At 42.4% G+C, this 19,327-nt stretch carries 16 protein-coding genes; 10 read left to right on the plus strand and 6 right to left on the minus strand.

The genetic code is table 11. The features are described 5' to 3' along the window. Window positions 1–236 precede the first annotated feature (236 nt). The 3 genes from lldD to lldP form a co-directional block, all read right to left on the minus strand. On the minus strand, window positions 237–1,385 hold the full coding sequence (lldD, locus tag RTN07_RS01630) for an FMN-dependent L-lactate dehydrogenase LldD (RefSeq protein WP_076774261.1): 1,149 nt from the start codon (window positions 1,383–1,385) through the stop codon (window positions 237–239). 126 nt (window positions 1,386–1,511) lie between these two features. Then, window positions 1,512–2,285, minus strand: a complete 774-nt coding sequence (locus tag RTN07_RS01635) for an FCD domain-containing protein (protein ID WP_312175067.1) — start codon at window positions 2,283–2,285, stop codon at window positions 1,512–1,514. A gap of 13 nt (window positions 2,286–2,298) precedes the next feature. Next, window positions 2,299–4,005 carry an L-lactate permease gene (lldP, locus tag RTN07_RS01640; RefSeq protein WP_076774259.1) on the minus strand — a complete coding sequence of 569 codons (1,707 nt, stop codon included), beginning with the start codon at window positions 4,003–4,005 and terminating at the stop codon, window positions 2,299–2,301. A gap of 525 nt (window positions 4,006–4,530) precedes the next feature. Here lldP and mdh point away from each other — a divergent pair. The 3 genes from mdh (at window position 4,531) to dld (ending at window position 7,875) form a co-directional block, all read left to right on the plus strand. After that, window positions 4,531–5,703, plus strand: coding sequence for an iron-dependent methanol dehydrogenase (mdh, locus tag RTN07_RS01645; RefSeq protein ID WP_312175069.1), 1,173 nt, complete (start codon window positions 4,531–4,533; stop codon window positions 5,701–5,703). Window positions 5,704–5,834: 131 nt separating this feature from the next. After that, on the plus strand, window positions 5,835–6,134 hold the full coding sequence (locus tag RTN07_RS01650) for a hypothetical protein (protein ID WP_312175070.1): 300 nt from the start codon (window positions 5,835–5,837) through the stop codon (window positions 6,132–6,134). A gap of 37 nt (window positions 6,135–6,171) precedes the next feature. Continuing rightward, entirely contained in the window at window positions 6,172–7,875 is a 1,704-nt protein-coding gene (dld, locus tag RTN07_RS01655) for a D-lactate dehydrogenase (RefSeq protein WP_312175073.1), read from the plus strand. Between the two features lie 248 nt (window positions 7,876–8,123). Here the strand turns inward: dld and metF are convergent, their stop codons facing one another. Then, window positions 8,124–8,966, minus strand: coding sequence for a methylenetetrahydrofolate reductase [NAD(P)H] (metF, locus tag RTN07_RS01660; protein ID WP_312175411.1), 843 nt, complete (start codon window positions 8,964–8,966; stop codon window positions 8,124–8,126). A gap of 182 nt (window positions 8,967–9,148) precedes the next feature. Next, window positions 9,149–10,537 (minus strand): adenosylhomocysteinase, encoded by a 1,389-nt coding sequence (ahcY, locus tag RTN07_RS01665; protein ID WP_312175414.1) that lies wholly within the window; start codon window positions 10,535–10,537, stop codon window positions 9,149–9,151. A gap of 476 nt (window positions 10,538–11,013) precedes the next feature. Here ahcY and RTN07_RS01670 point away from each other — a divergent pair, with 476 nt between their 5' ends. Then, window positions 11,014–11,823, plus strand: a complete 810-nt coding sequence (locus RTN07_RS01670) for a hypothetical protein (protein WP_312175074.1) — start codon at window positions 11,014–11,016, stop codon at window positions 11,821–11,823. Between the two features lie 162 nt (window positions 11,824–11,985). Continuing rightward, the gene (locus tag RTN07_RS01675) at window positions 11,986–13,443 is read left to right on the plus strand and encodes an alanine/glycine:cation symporter family protein (RefSeq protein ID WP_312175416.1); all 1,458 of its coding nucleotides are present in this window, start codon (window positions 11,986–11,988) and stop codon (window positions 13,441–13,443) included. A gap of 142 nt (window positions 13,444–13,585) precedes the next feature. Here RTN07_RS01675 and RTN07_RS01680 read toward each other — a convergent pair whose 3' ends face one another. Next, window positions 13,586–14,044 (minus strand): Lrp/AsnC family transcriptional regulator, encoded by a 459-nt coding sequence (locus RTN07_RS01680; protein WP_096488742.1) that lies wholly within the window; start codon window positions 14,042–14,044, stop codon window positions 13,586–13,588. Window positions 14,045–14,208: 164 nt separating this feature from the next. Here RTN07_RS01680 and leuA point away from each other — a divergent pair, with 164 nt between their 5' ends. The 5 genes from leuA to RTN07_RS01705 all read left to right on the plus strand — a co-directional run bounded on the left by leuA (window position 14,209) and on the right by RTN07_RS01705 (window position 19,225). Next, on the plus strand, window positions 14,209–15,939 hold the full coding sequence (leuA, locus tag RTN07_RS01685) for a 2-isopropylmalate synthase (RefSeq protein WP_312175075.1): 1,731 nt from the start codon (window positions 14,209–14,211) through the stop codon (window positions 15,937–15,939). 195 nt (window positions 15,940–16,134) lie between these two features. Beyond that, window positions 16,135–16,455, plus strand: coding sequence for a YcgL domain-containing protein (locus RTN07_RS01690; protein ID WP_007116911.1), 321 nt, complete (start codon window positions 16,135–16,137; stop codon window positions 16,453–16,455). Between the two features lie 66 nt (window positions 16,456–16,521). Continuing rightward, entirely contained in the window at window positions 16,522–16,977 is a 456-nt protein-coding gene (locus tag RTN07_RS01695; protein ID WP_007116910.1) for a hypothetical protein, read from the plus strand. A gap of 148 nt (window positions 16,978–17,125) precedes the next feature. Next, window positions 17,126–18,028 carry an AAA family ATPase gene (locus RTN07_RS01700; RefSeq protein ID WP_198001307.1) on the plus strand — a complete coding sequence of 301 codons (903 nt, stop codon included), beginning with the start codon at window positions 17,126–17,128 and terminating at the stop codon, window positions 18,026–18,028. 9 nt (window positions 18,029–18,037) lie between these two features. After that, on the plus strand, window positions 18,038–19,225 hold the full coding sequence (locus RTN07_RS01705; protein WP_312175076.1) for a vWA domain-containing protein: 1,188 nt from the start codon (window positions 18,038–18,040) through the stop codon (window positions 19,223–19,225). Window positions 19,226–19,327 lie beyond the last annotated feature (102 nt).

The following is a 19,327-nucleotide window of genomic DNA, read 5'->3' on the forward strand; positions in this document are numbered from 1 at the left end:
CTCTTATAGAGCGGTTTTTTTATCGAAAATAAAAAGTATCAATATTAAATTCATTCACACTTGCTCAATCAGACAATCACAATAAGCGGTTATTGAGCAATTAAGTTGATAGATTTTAAAGAAGCAAGTGGCGTACTTAGTTTAAAAAACTTATAGTTTAGCCATAAAATCTTAGCATCTACCAAAATAAAAAAATCCCATAAAGACGCTAAGGTTAACTAGTCACTGTCAGCCTATCAAGTCAAAGTACTAAAATCTACTAAACAGTCTCGATTGATATCTTCAATTCGGTTTGCACTGGTCAATGTCATTGCCACGCGCATTTCTTTGTCTATCAAGTTGAGTAAATTGGTCACCCCGGCCTCACCATCGGCGGCTAACGCATAGATAAATGCACGTCCTAACATACATAAATCTGCCCCCAATGCCAACATTCTCACCACATCTAAGCCATTACGGATACCAGAATCGACCAAGATTTTGATATCACCTTTAACAGCATCGGCAATTTTGGGTAGGGCAGTGGCAGTTGACATCACCCCATCAAGCTGACGCCCACCATGATTGGAAACCACGATACCATCAGCGCCAAAACGTACCGCATCTTTGGCGTCTTGTGGGTCAAGAATACCTTTGATGACCATAGCGCCATCCCAAAAATCACGAATCCATTCTAAGTCTTTCCAAGAAATCGAGGGATCAAAGTTATTACCGAGCCAACCGATATAATCTTCTAAACCAATCGCTTTACCAAGATATTTAGAAACATTACCCAAATCATGGGGTCTTCCTAGCAATCCCACGTTCATTGCCCAGTGTGGATGGGTGCATGCTTGTAGATAGCGACGCATCGCGGCATTGGGTCCACTCATACCAGAGTGCGCATCGCGATATCTCGCCCCAGGTACAGGCATATCGACGGTAAACACCAGCGTTGAGCAGCCTGCCGCTTTGGCACGCTCTAGCACATTTTGCATAAACTTACGGTCACGCAACACATACAGCTGAAACCACATAGGGCGATTGATTTTTGGGGTGACTTCTTCGATAGGGCAGACTGATACCGTTGACATGGTAAATGGAATACCTTTTTTGTCAGCAGCCATGGCTGCTTGGACTTCACCACGGCGAGCATACATACCTGTCAAACCCACTGGCGAGAGTGCCACAGGTAATGACAGCTGCTCACCAAAAATCTCAGTGGATAAATCAAGCTGCGTCATGTCTTTTAATACCCGCTGACGTAAGGCAATACTTGATAAGTCTTCAACATTACGTTTTAGGGTGTATTCTGCATACGCGCCACCATCAATGTAGTGGAATAAAAAGGGGGGTAAACGGCGGCGAGCCGCTTCTCGGTAATCATTGGCAGAAGAAATAATCATAATATCCCTATCTTAACTATGTTATTAATGGTAGAAATAGCCACTGGCACTCAAAACTGTTTACACTAACATACGTTTATAAAATGCGCCTGCATTAACAGGCATCTGTATTAAAAAGCATCTGTATTAAAAAGCATCAGTGGCCAACCGGGAAACTCGCTGTCTGCGAGCCGTTGCCTCATCAATCTTGGCAACCTGTTTTATCACAAACTCAATATGTTCACCCACGGCTTTGCGAGCTAATTCACTATCACGCGCGATAATCGCATTCATCATTGCCATGTGCTGCGTATGTAAAGTTTCAAAGCCATAATGCTCGGTGTAAATTTTTCGCCGAGCTAATACCACGTTATGTCTCATTAGGTGAAAAACATTTTTCATCATCTGCAACAATACCGCATTTTGGGAGGCTTCGGCAATCGCTAAATGAAAATTGGCATCGGCAATAGCGGCTTGTTCGGTATCGCCATGTGCCTGACTATTTGCTAACTGCTCGTAGTAAAAGCGGATTTTCTCAATGTCTTGTTTTGTAGCTCTTTTGGCAGCGTACCAGGCTGTACCGCCTTCTAGTACAATTCTTGCTTCTTGCACATCAAGTCGATACAGTGGATCAGCATCCAATAAGGGGGTTAGTGTCTGTAATATCAGATTATCAGACAGCGCCACAAGGGGCTGGCGCTGTTTGATAGTTTGCACATCTTTGACAAACGTTCCCGACCCAATACGACTTTCGGTAATACCGACACTATTCATCTGCTGTATCGCTTCACGCAGTGCGGTACGAGATACGCCTAGTCGCTCACACAAATGGCGCTCGGCAGGTAATCTATCGCCATTTTTTAGCCCTTCACGGTCTATTAGCGAAATTAATTGTTCAATGACCTGCGTTGCAACCTTCATACCTTACCCATCATTAACCTTGTGGAATCATCCAAGGCACGACATACGCTTGTAGCGTGATGAGTGCGCCCATCATAATGGTAAAAATAATACTATGTTTGACGGTAAATCTAAACAAATCCGACTCTTTACCCACCAAACCTGTGGCGGCACAGGCAATGGCAATGGATTGCGGAGAAATCATTTTACCAGTCACACCGCCCGAGGTATTCGCTGCCACTAACAACACCTCAGGCACACCAATTTGCCGAGCGGTGGTGGCTTGAAGGGCAGCAAACAACGCATTGGCTGACGTGTCTGAGCCTGTCAAAAATACCCCTAACCAACCTAAAAATGGTGAAAAGAAGGTAAAAGCTTTGCCTGTGTGTGCCAATGCTAACGCTAAGGTAGCAGACAACCCTGAATAATTGGCGATAAACGCAAACGCCAACACCATACCAATAGAATAAATCGGGGTGCGTAGCTCTTTAATGGTTTCGCCAAACGTCGATAATGCTTCTTTGGGACGCATTTTTAGCATCACGATGGAGATAATCGCCGCTAACATGATGGCTGTACCTGTTGCTGAGAACCAATCAAATTTATAAATGGCCGCATAGTCGGTAATTTTGGTGACGACTGGGGGCAGTTTTTGTACGGCATTGTGCAAATACGGCACATTAATACTCATCACCATATCGACCAACGCCCCATCAGGCTGACCATTTTTGCCTTTGACAAACAAATCTTTAAACGGCTTAATGCTCCATAACGATACCATTGCTGTCAAAATCACAAACGGCATCCAAGCTTTGATGATTTGAGCGGGTGAGTAATGGGTGGTTGGCAACGGTGCTGATACGCTTTTGGTATCACCCATCTGATTTTTGCCATCGACTTGATTTTCAAAACGGAAAATGTGCTTGGGCTGCCACACTTTAAATAGCAACGTCAAACTGACTAACGAGGCAATAGCAGCGGTAATATCAGGCAACTCAGGTCCAATGTAGTTTGAGGTCAAAAACTGCGCAATGGCAAATGACCCACCACCGACCACAATCGCTGGGAAAGTTTCACGAACCCCGCGCCACCCATCCATAATCGCCATAATCCACACTAATACAATCGGCACAATAAAAGGCAACTGACGGCCGACCATTTGGCTGATGGCATGGGTTTCTACCCCAGATACTTGTCCTGCCACAATGATTGGAATTCCCATCGCACCAAAGGCAACAGGGGCAGTATTGACGATGAGGCAAAGTCCAGCCGCATATAAAGGCTTAAACCCTAATCCTACCAATAACGCCGCCGTGATAGCCACGGGTGCACCAAAGCCTGCTGCGCCTTCCAAAAAAGTACCAAAGGCAAACCCGACCAATAACATCTGTAAGCGTTGGTCTTCGGTCAGCGATAAAATACTGGAGCGGATAATATCAAATTGCCCTGTTTTTACCGTGACTTTGTATAAAAATACCGCCCCGATAATAATCCAAGCGATGGGCCAAAGCCCATAGAAGAATCCATAAATCGCGGATGATAGCGCTAATGTCACCGGCATTTGATATAAAAACAGGGCCACAAGCAGCGCCAAAACAACGGTAATGGTGCCTGCGACACTACCTTTTAAGCGAAACACCGCCAAGGCTAGAAAAAAGAAGATAATTGGGATGAGGGCAATGGCACTTGAGAGCCAAATATTGCCCATGGGATCATAAATCTGTTGCCAATGTTGCATCATTTCCTCCATGAAATAATTGGTATTACCAAAATAGTCTGAGTATCAATAATTGGTTAAATAATAAAGAAAATTACGCTTTAATTCAATTAAATTTCAAAAAAACAGTGATATTTATACGGTTTTTTGTAAATTGGTAATACCAATTTTGATAGTAATATGACTTGTTGTGTGAACGGATACAAAAAAGCTTGGTATTGAAGTCAGCAGAGTTTCAAATTTTTGCTATCGGGCTGCGTGATGAAAGCTACCCAGTGTTTTGCTGTATGGTTGACAGCATAAGCCGTGAGGGACATAGCGCAAGTAGCGTGCTTTATTTTTTCAAAAGACATTAACTCTAGTAACTTTTTGACTAAGGTAGGTTAATAGTAGGTAGAGCGCATTGGATGACTGAACTAAAATCAAGTCATAGTGATTTTATAAAAATATATTAGTACATCCTATCTAGTTGTAATGATGACAAAAAACTAGACGTATGAATAAAATTACTATACACCCCTAACATACAAGATTAAAAGGAATTTAATCATGGCTTATAAGCAAATCTCCGATCAAACCAGTGGCTTTTTTATTCCCTGTGTATCATTATTTGGACCTGGCTGTGTCAAAGAAGTTGGCTCAAAAGCCAAAGATCTAGGTGCTAAAAAAGCGCTTATTGTAACTGACCAAGGGCTGAACAAAGCAGGTGTTCCAGACATTATCATTAAACATTTAAGCGAACAAGGTATTGATAGCTACGTATTTGCAGGCGCAGAGCCAAATCCAACTGACAAAAATGTCCACGATGGCGTCACAGCGTATCAGGATAACGGCTGTGATTTTATCATCTCATTGGGTGGTGGTTCGTCACATGACTGTGCAAAAGGGATTGGTCTAGTGACCGCAGGCGGTGGTCATATCCGTGACTATGAAGGTATTGATAAAAGTAAAGTGCCAATGACACCATTGATTGCTATCAATACCACGGCAGGCACAGCATCAGAGATGACACGTTTTTGTATTATTACCAATACCGATACCCACGTCAAAATGGCGATTGTAGATTGGCGTTGTACCCCACTCATTGCTATTGATGATCCTCGACTGATGACTGCTAAACCTGCATCTTTAACTGCGGCAACAGGTATGGATGCGTTAACCCATGCGGTAGAGGCGTATGTATCGACTGCTGCAAATCCGATTACAGACGCTTGTGCTGAAAAAGCCATTCGAATGATTCAACAATGGCTGCGTCAAGCAGTAGCGAATGGCGAAAACATTGAAGCGCGTGAGGCTATGAGCTATGCTCAATACTTAGCGGGCATGGCGTTTAATAATGCCTCGCTAGGTTATGTCCATGCAATGGCGCACCAGTTAGGTGGATTCTACAATCTGCCGCACGGTGTCTGTAATGCGATTTTGTTACCGCACGTCTGTGAGTTTAACCTGATTTCAACACCTGAGCGTTATGCAAATATTGCTGAATTTATGGGCATTGATATCAAAGGCATGACTCGAGCAGAAGCAGGTAAGGCAGGCATCAATGCAATTCGTGAGCTATCCCAATCGGTAGGTATTCCTACGGGACTTACTGAACTTGGTGTTAAACAAGAAGACCTTGCCATCATGGCAACCAATGCCCAAAACGATGCTTGTATGCTCACCAACCCACGTAAGGCAAATCATGAACAGGTCGTAGCAATCTTCGCAGCTGCCATGTAAATGTAAAATCAAACTAAGACATACTCACAGCAGTAAAAAAGGGGACTTTAATAGTCTCCTTTTACATTGAGCGCTGATACAAAGCGCATAAATTTTTGCGTAAATTGATTAAAATATAGTAGCATACAGGGATGAAACAAAAAGTCATCACTCGCTTAAACCACTGCCAATACTTACGGGTAACCCAAGAAAGCTACACACTTAGCCACTATGCCAAGCCTCATCTAGCACAAAATCTGATAGCAAAAAATCTCCTAATAAAAAATCTAATAGCACAAATCAGCGATAACCGCATCTACAATCGAGCCACCGATGGTAAACGCACACTTGACCATGTTAACGCTATGCGTAGCTCTACCATCGAACACAATCCTATCTTTGATAAAACCAGACCGGTTCAACTATCAACAAGTCAATATAATCGCCAATAAAACCTCATGACTCATTTAATCAATAAGGATATTTATCATGTTAAAACAGTATAAACCGACACTCGATAAATTAACGAAGATCGTAGGGAAGTCTTATGTACTCATCGATGAACAAGATACCCGTCATTATCGACAAGGTATACGTTTTGGTGAGGGAAAAGTGTTGGCTGTGGTATGTCCAGGTACTTTACTTGAGCAGTGGCAGGCGCTACAAACAATTATTGAGGCAGATTGTGTGGTAATTATGCAAGCTGCCAATACAGGATTGACAGGCGGCTCTACACCTTATGGTGATGACTATGATCGTCCAGTTATTATTATGAGTACTCGGCGTCTACAAGGCATTCAAGTGATTTTAGATGGCAAACAAGTGGTGTGTTTACCTGGCGCAACGTTGGATAATCTTGAGCGTACTTTAAAGCCTTATAATCGTGAACCTCACTCTGTGATTGGGTCATCATGTATTGGCGCTTCAGTTTTAGGTGGGGTTTGCAACAATTCAGGGGGCGCACTGGTACGTCGTGGACCTGCTTATACTGAAATGGCGTTGTATGCCCGTGTCAATGAATCGGGTAAGTTAGAATTGATTAATCATCTAGGTATTGATTTAGGCAACACCGCCGAAGAGATACTCACCAGACTGCAAAAACAAGACTATGAAACCGGTCAGATAACCACGCAAACTACTCAGCTGGCATCAGACAATCGTTATGCCCATGACGTTAAGCAAGTCGATGCAGACAGTCCTGCTAGATTTAATGCAGATCCGACACGATTATATGAAGCATCGGGGTCAGCGGGTAAAGTCTGTGTGTTTGCGGTGCGACTCGATACCTTTGAAAAAGTTGAGAGTAAGGTTTTTTATATCGGCTCAAATGACCATGATGACCTAACAGCAATACGACGTTATTTGCTGACATCGTTACCCAGCTTGCCGATTGCTGGAGAATATATTCATCGTGATGCTTTTAGTATTGGTGCAAAGTATGGCAAAGATACTTTCTTGTTTATTGAGCGTTTTGGCACGGTTAATATACCCAGAGCATTAGCCCTCAAAGATCGCATTGATGGGTGGTTGGAAAAAATCAAGATACGGGGTTTGACTGATCAAATTTTACAAGCTATCACTTTTTTCTTACCCAGTCATTTACCGCGGCGCATGCTAGCGTTTCATCAGCGTTTTGAGCATCATTTGATTCTACGAGTAGATGAGCAAAGCGCAGAACAGACAGAGCAGTTTTTAAATGAGTATTTTGCCGTTCATTCTACTGGCTCGTATTTTGCCTGTACGGAGGAAGAAGGTCGCAAAGCTTTCTTACACCGTTTTGCTGTTGCCGGGGCGGCGATACGATATCGTGATACCCACCGAGCAGAGGTTGAGGATATTGTGGCATTGGATATTGCGTTACGACGTAACGATAGAGAATGGGTAGAAAAAATCCCAGCAGATCTCGAACAACATATGTTACATAAATTATATTATGGGCACTTTTTTTGTCATGTATTTCATCAAGATTACATTGTCAAAAAAGGCACTAATCCACTGGATATTGAACATCAGATGTGGCAGCTGCTAGACGAGCGTAGAGCAGAATATCCCGCAGAACACAATGTGGGTCATTTATATGTTGCTAAGCCAGCATTAGCCAATTTTTATCGCAAGCTAGACCCTACCAACACCTTTAATGTGGGGATTGGTCACACTTCAAAGTTAAAATACTGGCGCAAACCTAACGCATGACGACATTTAACTAGGTAAGCATAATTAGGTAAGCATCCGACTATCAGGGCAATCGCACTATCGCACTATAAAATTTTACCCAACAGTAACTACTCAAGATAAACTGTTCCAAATAAACTTTTTAAGATAAGCGTTATTTTGCGATGCCCCAATTTTACGAGGTTAAACAGAGAGTTTAACCTCGCCATTATCATTTTTTTGTTTAGTGGCAGGTTTACTGCCAGATAGTGCGCAAGGTCTATTCCCAATTAAACCAAACCGAGCGCTTCAATCAGTTGTTTATTTGGGCTGACTTGGTTCATGCTGTAAAAATGCATTGACGGTACGCCTTCGGCAATCAAACGCTCACATAGATTGACCACCACTTCAAACCCAAATTGACGAATGGCTTTTTTGTCATCGCTATAGTCGGCAAGCTGTTTACGGATAAAACGTGGAATATCTGCCCCACAGCCATCGGCAAATCGAATCAAATTTGACGCATTGGTGATGGGCATAATGCCTGCGATAATCGGGAACTCATCTTGAGTCACCCCTTTTTTGGCAAGGGCATCACGCAAATATAGATAGCTGTCAGCGTTGTAGAAAAACTGGGTAATCGCTTCAGTCGCGCCTGCGTGGTATTTATTGAGCAAGTTTTGGATATCGGCCTCAAAGCTTTTGGCTTGCGGGTGCATTTCTGGATATGCAGCGACTTTGATACGAAAATAATCACCGCTATGCTCACGTATGTATTTAACCAAATCGACAGCAAACGGCAGCTCGCCAAGACCCACCATACCCGATGGCAAATCACCGCGCAGCGCCACCAAGCGATTAATACCTAACGATTTATAATAATCCAATAACTCGCCAATTTTGGCTTTATCATCGCCAATGCAGGATAAATGCGGGGTGATAGGCGTATCACTTTTTTCACTCAGTGCCTTAACGATACCTAAGGTGCGTTCACGGGTTGACCCACCTGCGCCATAAGTCACGCTAAAATATTGAGGTTTTAAAGCATTTAATTCATTAAAGGTTGCCAATAATTTGGTTTGACCGTCATCGGTCTTGGTGGGGAAAAACTCAAAAGAAAACGGTGTTGTCATGGTGGTCATGAAAGTATCCAAAATAATAAGAAATAGCACCATTATAACGGGTAAAACAGTAAAAAAATTGAATTTTTTGGCATAAATATTGAGTTAAACTGCATAAAAAAGTCATGCACATGGGCATGACTTTGATTAAACCTTTAACAAATAGTATTTTTAGCTATTAGTATTTCTAGCTATCAGTATTTATAGCTATCAGGTTTGAAAGGACCTTCAACTGGTACACCGATATAATCGGCTTGTTGCTGCGTCAATTTAGTCAGTACCCCATTAAAGCCTGCGACCATGGCTGCTGCCACTTCTTCATCGAGTTTTTTTGGCAACACTTTGACATATAAATTGTCCGCTTTTTTGTCCGCAGGCAAATCAGCAAATTTTTCTTTGAATAAATGCATTTGTGCCAATACTTGGTTAGCAAAAGAGCCATCCATAATACGTGATGGGTGACCTGTGGCATTGCCCAAATTGACCAAACGACCTTCCGACAATAAAAGCAAGTAATCGTTTTCATCGTCTGATCGATACACTTGGTGTACTTGAGGCTTCACTTCCACCCATTTCCAGTTGTCACGCATAAACTGGGTATCAATCTCGGTATCAAAGTGACCAATATTACAAACCACTGCGGTGGCTTTTAAGGCTTTTAACATATCGCTATTACAGACATGGTAGTTACCAGTGGTAGTGACTACCAAGTCAGTATCTTGCATAAGGGTTTTGTTGACGCCTTTGGCAGGGTCGCCTTCCACAAATGGCGAGACCAATTCATAGCCATCCATACAAGCTTGCATACCACAAATTGGATCGGCTTCCGTCACTCGTACTATCATACCTTCTTGACGTAGGCTTTGAGCAGAACCTTTACCCACATCGCCATAACCGACAACAAGCGCACGACGACCTGCTAAAAGCATATCGGTACCACGTTTGATGGCATCGTTTAGGCTATGACGACAGCCATATTTGTTGTCATTTTTTGATTTGGTCACTGCGTCATTGACATTAATCGCGGGTACTTTTAAGGTGCCTGCATTGAGCATTTCAATTAGACGATGTACCCCTGTTGTTGTCTCTTCTGAGATACCGTGGATGTTGTCGAGCATTTGCGGGTAGTCGTTATGAATCAGCGCCGTCAAGTCACCGCCATCATCTAAAATAATATTGGCATCCCACAGCTTGCCCGTGGCTTCACCGCCTTCAAAAATCTGCTGGCGAAGACACCATTCGTATTCTTCCTCAGTTTCGCCTTTCCAAGCAAACACAGGAATACCGGCTGCTGCGATGGCGGCAGCGGCATGGTCTTGGGTTGAGAAAATATTACAAGAAGTCCAGCGTACTTCAGCACCCAGCGCCACGAGCGTTTCAATCAATACTGCTGTTTGGATGGTCATGTGGATACAGCCCACAATCTTGGCGCCTTTTAAAGGCTGCTCGGCTTGGTAGCGTTGGCGTAAGCCCATCAAAGCAGGCATTTCAGTTTCAGCCAGTTTGATTTCTTTGCGACCGTAGTCGGCAAGGCTCATATCGGCAACTTTGTAATCAGAAAAATTTGAATCAGTAGAATTGATAGACAGGGACACTGCGTCCACTCCTTAAAACCGGTAAAAAAAGTTAAAGTAAAAACGCAGATGCGGTTATTTATTTTGGATTTATTTTGGTTAAAACACAAAAAACGAGCCTAGCGCAGGCAAGCAAATATAAATTAAGCCAACCTTAAGCTGCAGCATCTCTCGATAGGTGTATTGTAAAAAAAATTAACATAAAAGTCATTCTCTTAATTGCAACATCAACTTAAGTCTTTTAAAAAAGCAACATTTTTGATAAAATATTACACTTCATCCTATGTAGTTACATAAACATATAGAAAAGTTATACAAAATTAAAAGACATTGCTGAAAAATTACGTTTTAATATACCTAAGAGAAACGTAACAAAATATGTCAACTAATTTACTTTTTCTTTATATGTCATTCATCGCTTGAAAGTCTTTTAGATTTTTAAGAGAAATGGTAAATTTACCTTATCCTGTCCTTAGGAGATTTATATGAAAGTTTTGAAATTAGCTGCTATTCCTGCTGCTTTAATCGCAACTTCTGCTTTTGCTGAAACTATCGCTGTTGATCAACAAGTTGTTGTACAGCCTGTTGCCGTATCTACTACCACCTATGACCCAAACTCAGGGGTAGTAAGAAACACAACAACTCAATTGGTTACTGGTACTAGAACGTTTTTTGATACCGTAACAAATCCTGCTGCTATCAGTGCCGAAGTAGGTACTTTAGGTTATGGTGCCAATATTGGTTGGGCGCTAAACGATAAAACTGAACTCGTAGCTGGTTGGGCTGGCGGCGATATCGGTGATTTAAAAGACACCATCGAAATTGAAGATGTTGAATATGACTTAGAAACAGATTCAAGCAATCCGTATATTGGTGTGAATTTACGCCCAGCTGGAAATTGGTTTACTGTGGGTGTTGGTACCATTTTTGGTGACAATGAAATCACTTTGAAAAAACAAGCAACTGAAACCAAACCAGTTAAAATCAATGGTAACACTTACTATGGTAACATTGAAGCGTCAGCTGAAAATAAAAACACTTTAAATCCATACTTAACTATCGGTTTCCGTCCTAATATCACTAATAACTTTGGTGTATTTGGTGAAATCGGTGCAGCTTATACTGGTGGCTTAAAAGTGACTGATGCTAAAACACGAGTTCTAGATGCCAATGGTGAAGAAGCTGCAGTATTTGATAATAATCGTCTAAAATCTGACTTACAACAAGATTTGGATGACTCAGATTATTCAAAATGGTATCCAATCGCTAAAATCGGTGCAACTTACCGTTTCTAATTTTTTAGCATAAGCTGTAGAAAAACGACACTTTTGGTGTCGTTTTTTTTCGCCGAATCATTGCCAAAAGTTTGCTTTATTGATACTATCCGCTATCAATTTTTGAGGCTGGATTTGTTGATGTATAACAAAGATTTAGCTTGCTTGGCGCAAGCAAGTGTGATGGATAGCATTCATTGTAGTGTCAATCTTATCAGTTCACCCATGTGGGATTGGTTGGTGTGGATTTTGATTTGTATTGGTGTGTTTTTTACCGTCATGACAGGGTTTGTTCAATTTCGTTTATTTGGACATAGTGTCAAAAATTTGCTGGCTAGTCGGAGCACCGAACATCACGAGCATAGTGAGAGTATCTCATCGTTTCAAGCGTTTATGACAGGACTGGCGAGTCGTGTCGGTACAGGGAATATCGCAGGGGTTGCTATTGCCGTGAGTGTTGGCGGACCGGGTGCGGTATTTTGGATGTGGTTTATTGCCTTGATTGGGATGGCATCGGCATTCGCTGAGTCGTCATTGGCACAATTATTTAAAGTGCGAGATGCCAATGGGCATTTTCGCGGTGGACCTGCTTACTATATCCGTCAGGGTTTAGGGCAAGGTTGGCTAGGTGTGGCATTTGCAGTGAGTCTGATTTTGTGCTTTGGCTTGGTATATAATGCCATTCAAGCCAATACCATCGCCCAAGCGGTACAATCGGCGGTCGGTTGTACGGGCGATAATACCTGTGCTTTATGGGGGACTGGTAAACATATTGTGGCGATATTGTTGGTTATCATTTCTGCACCGATTATCTTTGGTGGGATAAAACGGGTTGCCACCATTTCAGAAATGCTAGTACCTGTGATGGCAGGGGTATATCTGCTGATGGCGTTGTATATTATTGTGACCAATATCACCATGATTCCACAGGTATTTAATTTAATTTTGACCGATGCTTTTACTTTTAATGCGGCAGCGGGTGGGACGTTAGGCGGTTTGGTATCGCAATCGATGATGCTTGGGATTAAGCGGGGTTTGTATTCTAACGAAGCAGGTCAAGGCTCTGCCCCCAATGCCGCTGCTGCTGCAGATGTGCCTCACCCCGCCACACAAGGGCTTATTCAAAGTTTGGGCGTTTTTGTGGATACCATTATTGTCTGTTCTTGTACCGCGTTTATTATTTTATTATCAAAACTACCCACCGCTGATTTGACAGGGATTCAATTGACCCAAGCGGCATTAGAAAGTCATGTGGGTTCATGGGCGCAAATTTTCCTAGCGGTAGTGCTGTTCATGTTCGCTTTTTCGAGTATTATTGGCAACTACGCCTATGCCGAAACCAATGTGCAATATCTTAAGAATCATCCAATGATTTTAAATATCTTTCGTATTTTAGTGCTCGCCTTTGTGTATTTTGGTTCTGTGGCTGAAGTGCCTATGGTGTGGGATATGGGGGATTTGATGATGGCGATTATGGCGTACATTAATCTTGTTAGTATCGTTCTGTTGTCAAAATATGTGTTTATTTTGGCAAAAGATTATTCCGCTCAAATCAAATCAGGTGTTAAGCATCCTGTTTTTAACATCAATAAATACCCCGCCATGAAAGCCAAAATCACATCGGGAATTTGGGAAAAATAACGATTAGACAATAAAAAAAGCCGTTGGTTATCAATGGCTTTTTTATTGTTTGGCTGGGCATCATAAGCGAGACCGATACATAAAATAGTGCGTTTCTTTATAGGTTTTTAAAACAGGGTTTAAAACAGCCTTTAACACCCAATCAGATAATTGATTTTTCAAACACTTGCCGTAATTCAAAACTGGTATGCACTTGTGCGATACCTTCAATACGGTTTAGACGATGCAATAAAAATTCTTCATAATGCGCCATATCTTTGACCAAAGCTTTGATAAGATAATCTTCGCTGCGCCCTGTCACAATACTACAGCTGACCACTTCAGGAAATTCTCGTAGTTTTTTTTCAAAATTTCTAAAGTGTTCTGCGGTATGTTTATCCATGCTAATGGCAATATAGACTGACAGTTGATAACCTAATTTTATAGGGTCGGTTGTGACACTATAACCCGTGATAACACCTGAATCCTCTAATTGTTTGACTCTGCGCGCACAGGGAGTAGGGCTTAAGTTTACGCTTTCTGCCAATTCAAGGTTACTCATGCGCGCATTTTCTCGTAATAGCGCTAATATTTGTCTGTCTATTTTATCTAATGAAGCCATCATAAATTCTCAATATTAGTGATTTTAACTAAACAATATAATTATAGTAGCCATAAATATCAAATTCTGTGTTTTTTATAGCAAAATTTAGTTACTTCAACTACAAAAAAATGGATATAATTTCATCATAGAATTTTAAGTAAAATTAAATGTGGAGAATTAGCATGTCAATACAACCCAAAAACGCGGCTTTTAATCATAAAAAATACCAACCCTTTGCATTTGCACCAAAGATGACCCAGCGTACTTGGCCCGATAAAACTATCACCAAAGCGCCCATATGGACGTCGGTGGATTTGCGAGATGGTAACCAAGCCTTGATTGAGCCGATGAGCATTGAACAAAAAATGCGCTTCTTTGATTTGTTGGTGCAAGTGGGGTTTAAAGAAATTGAGATTGGTTTTCCATCAGCGGCGCAGGTCGAGTATGACTTTACCCGCAAATTAATCGAAGGCGGACACGTACCCGACGATGTGACCTTGCAGGTATTGGTGCAGGCACGCGAACATTTGATTCGCCGTACCTTTGAGTCGTTAAAAGGTGCCAAACGTGCCATCGTCCACGTGTATAACTCAACCTCAAAAGTGCAGCGCGAAAAAGTGTATCAAAAAGATTATGATGATATTATTGCGATTGCGGTTGAAGGCGCAACATTGTTGCGTGATTTGGCAAAAGAATACCCTGAAACCGAATGGATTTTTGAATATTCCCCTGAAAGTTTCTCGCAAACCGAGGTCGATTTTTCGGTCAAAATCTGTGATGAGGTGTGTAAAGTTTGGCGCCCGGACTTAGGTCAAAAAGTAATCTTTAACTTGCCATCAACCGTAGAAAGCTCAACGCCCAATATCTATGCCGATCAGATTGAATATTTTTGCCAAAACTTACCCATGCGAGAGCATGTGATTGTGAGCCTTCACACCCACAATGACCGTGGCTGTGCTGTGGCTGCCAGTGAGTTAGGTTTGATGGCAGGCGCTGACCGTATTGAAGGTACGCTTTTTGGCAATGGCGAGCGCACAGGCAACATGGACATTATGGTCATGGCGATGAATATGTATAGCCAAGGCGTAGACCCACAGCTTGATTTTAGTAATATGAGCGAAATCGCCCAAGTGGTAAGTGAGTGCAATCAGTTACCGATTCATCCACGCCATCCTTATGTGGGCGAATTGGTATTTACCGCTTTTAGTGGCTCGCACCAAGATGCCATTAAAAAATCGCTAGATTATAACGAGAAAAATGCCGAAGCTACCCAAGGCTTATGGGATGTGGCATACTTGCCGATTGACCCTGCTCATATCGGACGCGGCTATCAGGATGTCGTGCGTATCAATAGCCAGTCAGGGAAAGGTGGTGTTGCTTATATCTTGCAACGTGACTTTGGTTTTCATTTGCCGCGCTGGACGCAGATTGACTTTAGCCGTGTCATTCAGCAAGAGGCCGAGAGCCGTCAGTCAGAATTGACATCAGATGATGTCATTAGCGTGTTTGAAAACACTTATTTGAACCAATCTACTTTGGCGTTGCAAGATTATGAAATCAAGAACACGGCTGGCTCAGTAAGCTTTATAGGCTCTGTGCGTATGGGGGATGATATCATAGACGTCGTTGGTAATGGCAATGGTCCGTTATCTGCCTTTATCAATGCCATCTCTGCCAAATTGAACAAAAATATTCACGTTATCAACTATGCAGAGCATGCATTAACGGTTGAAAGTCAAAGCCCACTCACCCAAAATAACAGTGATGCTAATGCCGTTGCTTACTTACAGTTGAATATTGAAGGTGAGATTTATTCAGGTATCGGCACTTGCTCAAGCACTGTATCAGCGATGTTAAAAGCCGCCTTATCTGCGTTGGCACAAGCGCAGATTGCAGATACTGAGCATCATTAAATAGCTTTTATTTATCAGTAGCTTTTATCACTAAAAGAGCAATTGCCTTAGTTGCTCTTTTTTTATGGGCTAACAGGTGAAATGCCTAGATTAATAGTACACAGGGCTGATAGCAAAAGGGGTTTAATTCCAAACATACTATTTTATGGTATGATAGAGGCACTTTAAATTTTACAGTAATAATAGAGTTGTATGATGCATTGCGATATTTATAAATTTAGCAAAAAAGATGACCTGTATGTGTATATTGCTCGCCCAGATTATCCCAATGACACGGATGAGATTCGTGACTGGTTGTCAGTGTTGCCCAAGGATTTTCGTCAAGCGATTGGGCGCGAAACCTTTGTGATGCATTTGGATTTGGCGAATACGACAAAGCTTGCACGAGTCAATAAAGCAGAAGTGTTAGAAAAACTGCAAAGTCAGGGGTATTTTGTGCAAATGCCGCCTGAAGATGTGCTGTTACGCCAAGCAAAATTGAATATGGCAGAAGCGCAGCAGAACAAGTGGCAGTAGCAAAATTTTAACAAAATGAGTTGAATCATGCTAAAATAATCTATCTATTTTTGGCAAGGCAAAATTATGTTTGCATTTTTATCACTCGACCAAATCGGTAATGTGCTAGGCGAAATCATCATTTGGTGGGCGCAGCTGGTTCAAGGTGTGCCGCCAGACAAATTACCCTTATATGCTTATGTGGGATCTTCCATTGTGGTATTACTGCTTTGGATTTTAGTGGTACGGATTTTGCCAAAAACGCTTGCAGGCTTGAGTTGGATTATTCTATTTGCGATTTTGCTCACGCCCACCACTTCCCTTGGCACCCCGCCTGACATCGCACCAGCGAGTATTTCCGTGGTGTATGGGATTTTACTCAAAGATCCAGCAATTATCTTTAATGGGTTGCTACCAATTATGGTTGTCATTACAGTGGGCTGTATTTTGGGTTTTATTTGGCAAATTCTTCGAATGGGCATCGATAAAACCAACAAAAAACATGCGCTAAATAACGCCAATATCAGCCAGCCTAGCCGCTAAGCTATGATAGTGATAAGCCAGCAAGCTGTAACCGCTTAACTTTTTATAGCTTAATCTTTTACAGCTTAACCTTTTACTTATAGCTTAACTTTCCCTAAAACTTATGATAGTCTGAAACTCATTTTTGACGATTATCATAGGTTTTTTTATGTCTGACCATCAGCAAAATGCTGCCATCCAAAACAGCGCAACCCAAAGCAGTTTTGCAAGCACCGATAGTTATATCGCCACTGACAACCTAAAACTTGCCGTCAACGCTGCGATTCAATTGCAAAAACCGTTACTCATCAAAGGGGAACCTGGCACGGGTAAAACGCTACTGGCTGAAGAAGTGGCAAAAAGTTTAGATATGCCACTGTTAACTTGGCACATCAAATCAACCACCAAAGCTGAACAAGGCTTGTATGAGTACGATGCGGTATCACGCCTGCGGGATAGTCAATTGGGCGATGACCGCGTGTATGATATTGCTAACTACATCAAGGCAGGCAAGCTATGGCAAGCATTTACCAGTCCTGAGCGTGTGGTACTGCTCATTGATGAGATTGATAAAGCGGATATTGAGTTCCCCAACGACTTGCTACATGAGCTCGATAAAATGTCATTTTATGTGTATGAAACTGGCGAAACGATTACCGCCGATCATCGTCCTGTCGTTATTATCACGTCAAACAATGAAAAAGAACTGCCTGATGCCTTCTTGCGTCGTTGCTTTTTTCATTATATTGATTTTCCTGACCAAGCAACCATGCGCGAAATTGTGGATGTGCATTTCCCCAATCTACAGGCAGACTTGGTGGATGAAGCACTCAAGGTGTTCTACGGTCTGCGTGAAGTCAAAGGCTTAAAAAAACCGCCATCCACCTCTGAATTGGTAGATTGGATTAGTTTGCTGATGGCAGATGAGTTGCAAGCGGGCAGTCAAAATGCGATTGAGCGGTTGAAAAATCCAAGCGATAACTTACCGCCCATGGCGGGGGCGTTGCTCAAAAATGAAAATGACTTGAGTTTACTTGAACGTATGGGCTTTATGCTGCGTCGTAGTCGATAGGGGATTGGTGTGTTTATCAATCTTTTTTATACCTTACGCACATATGGCGTGCCAGTTTCCACTCGTGAATTGCTAGACCTTTATGCTTTGCTAGAAACAGGCATTGTGTTTGCCGACCGTGAACAATTCTACGAGCTGATTCGCCTATGTATGGTCAAAGACGAAAAATACTTTGATAAATTTGACCGTGCCATGGCAGATTATTTTGAAGGTATTGATACACTCGATATCGACGAGCTGATGGCAAAATTGGGTAATATCCCCAAAGAATGGCTGGAACTTAAACTTGACCCCAACAATCTCACCGAAGCCCAGCGGCGCCTACTCAAAAAATATGGTTCGCTTGAAGCACTCATGAAAGCCCTAGAGGAACGCCTAAAAGAACAAAAAGAGCGACACCAAGGCGGTAACAAATGGGTTGGTACAGGCGGCTCATCGCCTTTTGGTGCGTATGGCGACCATCCTGAAGGTGTACGAGTAGGGGGTGAAAGCCGAAAACGCAGCGCGGTTAAGGTGTGGGAGCAGCGCAAATACCGCGATTTGGACACGGATAACCAGTTAGAAACCCGCTCCATGCAGATGGCACTGCGAAAACTGCGTAAATTCGCCCGTGATGGGGCGGCTGATGAGCTTGATATTGGCTCAACCATCAAGAAAACCGCGCAAACGGGGATGCTCGATGTGCAGCTGCGTCCCGAACGCCGCAATCGTGTCAAAGTGCTCATGCTATTTGATATCGGTGGTAGCATGGATAGCTATATCGAAGCGTGTGAGCGCTTATTTACTGCCGCTAAAAACGAATTTAAGACGCTTGAGTTTTTTTATTTTCATAACTGCGTGTATGAGTATGTTTGGACAGAAAATGCCCGCCGTAATGCCAGTGCCGTGCCCACATTGGATGTGCTACACAAATACGGCAGTGATTATCGGGTGATTTTTGTTGGTGATGCCGCAATGTCGCCTTATGAGTTGCTATCTGTCGGCGGTAGCGTTGAGTATATGAGCCAAGATACGGGGCAGGCGTGGCTAAAACGTATCACTAACCACTTTGATAAAGTCGCATGGCTCAACCCTGAGACACCAAGCTACTGGCAATACACCCAGACCATCGGCTTAATCAAAGATATCATGCAAGGGCATATGTACCCGATGACCTTGCATGGTATTGAAGATATGACCAAGTATTTGGCGCGGTAGTATTGTTAAGGCAATTAAAAAAGCATAAATCAATTTCATGCTTTTTTTTGTGCTGATAGGCTGCTAGTTTACCTAAAATCTGCTAGTCACCTAAAAGTTGAT

The sequence above is a fragment of the Moraxella sp. CTOTU46934 genome (genome assembly GCF_031979465.1).
GTDB classification, from domain to species: Bacteria; Pseudomonadota; Gammaproteobacteria; order Pseudomonadales; family Moraxellaceae; genus Faucicola; species Faucicola tetraodonis.

Excerpts from the sequence above, each read along its gene's own strand:
- lldD (WP_076774261.1), bottom strand. The coding sequence starts at position 1,385 with ATGATTATTTCTTCTGCCAATGATTACCGAGAAGCGGCTCGCCGCCGT.
- RTN07_RS01635 (WP_312175067.1), bottom strand. The coding sequence starts at position 2,285 with ATGAAGGTTGCAACGCAGGTCATTGAACAATTAATTTCGCTAATAGAC.
- lldP (WP_076774259.1), bottom strand. The coding sequence starts at position 4,005 with ATGATGCAACATTGGCAACAGATTTATGATCCCATGGGCAATATTTGG.
- mdh (WP_312175069.1), top strand. The coding sequence starts at position 4,531 with ATGGCTTATAAGCAAATCTCCGATCAAACCAGTGGCTTTTTTATTCCC.
- RTN07_RS01650 (WP_312175070.1), top strand. The coding sequence starts at position 5,835 with ATGAAACAAAAAGTCATCACTCGCTTAAACCACTGCCAATACTTACGG.
- dld (WP_312175073.1), top strand. The coding sequence starts at position 6,172 with ATGTTAAAACAGTATAAACCGACACTCGATAAATTAACGAAGATCGTA.
- metF (WP_312175411.1), bottom strand. The coding sequence starts at position 8,966 with ATGACAACACCGTTTTCTTTTGAGTTTTTCCCCACCAAGACCGATGAC.
- RTN07_RS01670 (WP_312175074.1), top strand. The coding sequence starts at position 11,014 with ATGAAAGTTTTGAAATTAGCTGCTATTCCTGCTGCTTTAATCGCAACT.
- RTN07_RS01675 (WP_312175416.1), top strand. The coding sequence starts at position 11,986 with ATGGATAGCATTCATTGTAGTGTCAATCTTATCAGTTCACCCATGTGG.
- RTN07_RS01680 (WP_096488742.1), bottom strand. The coding sequence starts at position 14,044 with ATGGCTTCATTAGATAAAATAGACAGACAAATATTAGCGCTATTACGA.
- leuA (WP_312175075.1), top strand. The coding sequence starts at position 14,209 with ATGTCAATACAACCCAAAAACGCGGCTTTTAATCATAAAAAATACCAA.
- RTN07_RS01690 (WP_007116911.1), top strand. The coding sequence starts at position 16,135 with ATGCATTGCGATATTTATAAATTTAGCAAAAAAGATGACCTGTATGTG.
- RTN07_RS01695 (WP_007116910.1), top strand. The coding sequence starts at position 16,522 with ATGTTTGCATTTTTATCACTCGACCAAATCGGTAATGTGCTAGGCGAA.
- RTN07_RS01700 (WP_198001307.1), top strand. The coding sequence starts at position 17,126 with ATGTCTGACCATCAGCAAAATGCTGCCATCCAAAACAGCGCAACCCAA.